Raw genomic sequence first — 4,134 nt, forward strand, 5'->3', positions numbered from 1 at the left:
GCCGGCCTGCCAGGCGGCAACCGCCTGCGGATGCTGGCTCAGCCCGAGATAGTCGTTGCTGGAGAAATTGAGCCAGCGCTCACCGTCACGTTGCAGCCAGCGCCCGGCACCGTGTTCCACCGCCAGACGGCGGCGGAAGGCGTCTGCCGCACGGCGTTCGTTCAGCGCGGCATCAATGCGTTGCTGCCAGCTCATACCGCAGCCGCGTTGTAGTACTGTTCGGTATCCGGCGAACGCAGCACCTGCTCCAGACGCTGTTGCTGTTCATTGTCACCCGCAGTGACGGCCGTCTGTTGCGGGTTCACAGCAGATCTTTGTCCTCTTCCGGGTTCGGCGTGGTCAGCAATTTGCAGCCGTAGAAAATGGAGTTGGCGCCTGCCATAAAGCACATCGCCTGGGTCTGCTCGTTCATCTGTTCGCGACCGGCGGAGAGACGCACATGGGAGGTCGGCATCATGATACGCGCAACCGCGATGGTGCGGATAAAATCAAACGCGTCGACGTCGTCGTTATCCGCCAGCGGCGTGCCTTTCACCTTCACCAGCATGTTAATCGGCACGCTTTCCGGCGGGGTCGGCAGGTTCGCCAGTTGCAGCAACAGACCGGCGCGATCGTTAACCGTTTCGCCCAACCCGACAATACCGCCGGAGCAGACTTTGATGCCCGCATCGCGCACTTTACCGAGAGTGTCGAGACGTTCCTGATAGCTGCGGGTGGTGATGATGTTGCCGTAGAATTCCGGCGAGGTGTCGAGGTTGTGGTTGTAGTAGTCGAGCCCGGCGGTGGCCAGTCGCTGCGCCTGATCGTCGGTAAGCGTGCCGAGCGTCATGCAGGCTTCCAGCCCCATCGCCTTCACGCCCTGCACCATCTGCTCCAGATATGGCATATCGCGCTCATGCGGGTTTTTCCACGCCGCCCCCATGCAGAAACGGGTGGAACCGGCGTTTTTCGCCTTCCGCGCCGACTCAAGCACCTGCTCCACCTCCATTAGACGCTCCGCTTCCAGCCCGGTTTTGTAGCGAGCGCTCTGCGGGCAATATTTGCAGTCTTCCGGGCAAGCACCGGTTTTAATCGACAGCAGCGTGCTGACCTGAACCTGGCGTGGATCGAAGTGTTGACGGTGAACCTGCTGTGCTTCAAACAGCAGCTCCAGGAACGGCTTCTCAAATAATTCAGTAACTTGCGACATTGTCCAGCGTGCGTGGTGAGCCATTGGCGTCTCCAAAAGGGTTTTGTTAATTTTTGCTTCGGTGTAAACTCGTAAACCTAAAACTTTTCAAAATGGTTTACAAGTCGATTATGACAATGGACGATCTCGCCTTCGATCAGCGCCACATCTGGCACCCCTACACCTCAATGACCCAACCGCTGCCGGTGTATCCGGTAGTTTCAGCGCACGGCTGCGAGCTGGAACTGGCGAACGGCGAGCGTCTGGTGGACGGCATGTCTTCATGGTGGGCGGCGATCCACGGCTACAACCATCCGCGCCTCAACGCGGCAATGAAAACGCAGATTGACCAGATGTCGCACGTGATGTTTGGCGGCATTACCCACCCGTCCGCCGTGGCGCTGTGCCGCCGCCTGGTGGCGATGACGCCGGAAGCGCTGGAGTGCGTTTTCCTCGCCGATTCCGGTTCGGTGGCGGTGGAAGTGTCGATGAAAATGGCGCTGCAGTACTGGCAGGCAAAAGGCGAGCCGCGCCAGCGTTTCCTCACCTTTCGCAACGGCTATCACGGCGATACCTTTGGCGCGATGTCGGTCTGCGATCCGGATAATTCAATGCACGCGTTGTGGAAGGGCTATCTGCCGGAAAATCTGTTCGCCCCTGCGCCGCAGAGCCGTTTTGACGGTGAGTGGGACGAGCGCGATATGGTGGCGTTTGCCCGTCAGATGGCGGCGCACCGCCATGAAATCGCGGCGGGGGTTTTTGTACCATCCGCAATGGCTGAAGCGCATCCGTCAGATGTGCGACCGCGAAGGCATTCTGCTGATTGCTGATGAAATCGCCACCGGATTTGGCCGCACCGGTAAGCTGTTCGCCTGCGAGCATGCTGAGATTACCCCGGATATTCTCTGCCTCGGCAAAGCGCTGACCGGTGGCACAATGACCCTTTCCGCGACGCTGACCACCCGCGACGTGGCGAACACCATCAGCAATGGCGAGGCCGGTTGTTTTATGCACGGCCCGACCTTTATGGGCAACCCGCTGGCCTGCGCCGTCGCCAGCGAAAGTCTGGCCATTCTTGACGACGGCGAATGGCAAACGCAAGTGGCCGCCATCGAAGTGCAGCTTAACCGCGAACTGGCCGCCGCCCGCGCTAACGAACAGGTTGCCGACGTCCGCGTGCTGGGGGCGATCGGCGTGGTGGAAACCCGTCAGCCGGTAAACATGGCACGCCTGCAAAAATACTTTGTTGAACAGGGCGTGTGGATCCGCCCGTTTGGTCGCCTGATTTATTTGATGCCGCCGTACATTATTCGCCCTGAACAGCTGACCCGCCTGACGGACGCGGTCAAGAGCGCCCTTAACGACAACACGCTGTTTAGCGGGTGAACTACACTGAGGCGTTAGTGGGCTAAAAGGAGTTGCAATGAAACTAATCAGTCACGATCTCAAAGACGGTGAAAAATTGCCGAGCCGCCATGTCTTTAACGGCATGGGCTACAACGGCGATAATATTTCCCCGCATCTGGCGTGGGATGACGTCCCGGCAGGCACCAAAAGCTTTGTCGTCACCTGTTACGATCCCGACGCGCCAACCGGCTCCGGCTGGTGGCACTGGGTGGTGGTGAATCTGCCAGCGGATACCCGCGTACTGCCGCAGGGCGCCGGCTCCAGTATTTCTGAGTTACCGGAAGGCGCGATAGAGACGCGCACCGATTTCGGAAAAGCGGGCTATGGCGGCGCGGCACCGCCGAAAGGGGAAACGCACCGCTACATCTTTACCGTTCACGCGCTGGACGTGGACAAAATCGACGTCGATGCCGACGCCAGCGGCGCGATGGTGGGCTTTAACGTTCACTTCCACAGCCTGGCCAGCGCGTCGATTACCGTGCTGTTCAGTTAAAAAATCGCCCGGTTGACCGGCCAGCCCGGCGATGAGCGCGATCCGCGTCTCTTCCACCCAACCGAGTACCACGATCACCAACGCCATCAGCAGCAGCGTCAGTGCCGGTGCCAGCGGCCAGAACGGCAAGGGGAAGGCGATTTCATCACGCTCCTGCGGCGTCAGGCTGCGACGCATGGCGAAATGCGACAGCAGGATCATCAGCCACACCCAGATGGTGGCGAAGGTCGCCAGCGAGGCGATCAGGACAAAGATCTGCTCCGGTATCAGCCAGTTCAACACCACCGCCACCAGCAGCGCGCCGCCCATCACCACCACTGTCATCCACGGCACGCCGTTACTGGCGATGCGCAGAAAACTTTTCGGTGCCAGCCCCTCTTTTGCCATGCCGTACATCATGCGGCCTGCGCCGAAGATATTACTGTTAATCGCCGAAATGGCGGCGCTGATGACGATCACGTTGAGGATGTTTGCCGCCGCCGGAATGCCCAGCCCGCTGAAAATCAGCACGAACGGGCTGCCTTCCTGCCCGATGCTGCTCCACGGAAATATCGCCATCAGGATACCCAGCGTGCAGATATAAAACAGCACAATACGCAGCGGAATCGTATTGATGGCCTGCGGGATCACTTTTTGCGGATCCTGCGCTTCGGCGGCGGTAATCCCGATGATTTCAATCCCGCCAAAAGCAAACATCACAATCCCCAGCGAGGCGATCACCCCACCCCAGCCGTTGGGCGCAAAGCCGCCGTGCGACCAGAGATTCGACAGCCCGGTCGCCGGAAACGCGTGGCCGAAACCGAAGAACATGATCCCGGCTCCGGCGGCAATCATGGCGATAATCGNNCTTTTATCAGCGACAGCCAGAACTCCATTTCACCGAAAATCCGCACGTGGCAGAGGTTCAGGGCGCCGATAAAGCAGATGATGCTCATCACCCAGATCCAGCGCGGCACGTCGGGATACCACAGCCCCATGTAAATGCCGAAGGCGGTGACGTCGGCGAGGCAGACGATGACCATTTCAAAGGTGTAGGTCCAGCCGGTAATGAACCCGGCCAGGGGCC

At 59.6% G+C, this 4,134-nt stretch carries 1 protein-coding gene and 4 pseudogenes; 2 read left to right on the top strand and 3 right to left on the bottom strand.

Annotated elements, in window-relative coordinates; genetic code table 11:
* Positions 1 to 195: pseudogene (locus tag GM30_RS19290) on the bottom strand (8-amino-7-oxononanoate synthase); the annotation flags it as partial.
* Positions 192 to 1,213, bottom strand: a pseudogene (gene bioB, locus GM30_RS19295) (biotin synthase BioB). The pseudogenes GM30_RS19290 and bioB, both read right to left, overlap by 4 nt.
* Positions 1,214 to 1,299: 86 nt before the next feature.
* Here bioB and bioA point away from each other — a divergent pair.
* Together bioA and GM30_RS24940 are read left to right on the top strand one after the other, a co-directional pair.
* Positions 1,300 to 2,554 (top strand): annotated as a pseudogene (gene bioA, locus GM30_RS19300) (adenosylmethionine--8-amino-7-oxononanoate transaminase).
* A 37-nt stretch (positions 2,555 to 2,591) separates the two neighbouring features.
* A complete protein-coding gene (locus GM30_RS24940) occupies positions 2,592 to 3,068 on the top strand; it encodes a kinase inhibitor (RefSeq protein ID WP_072094186.1) in 477 nt (158 codons plus the stop codon).
* A 21-nt stretch (positions 3,069 to 3,089) separates the two neighbouring features.
* Here GM30_RS24940 and GM30_RS19310 read toward each other — a convergent pair.
* Positions 3,090 to 4,134, bottom strand: a pseudogene (locus GM30_RS19310) (amino acid permease); the annotation flags it as partial.

Source organism: Trabulsiella odontotermitis (genome assembly GCF_001188485.1).
Classification (GTDB): domain Bacteria; phylum Pseudomonadota; class Gammaproteobacteria; order Enterobacterales; family Enterobacteriaceae; genus Trabulsiella; species Trabulsiella odontotermitis_A.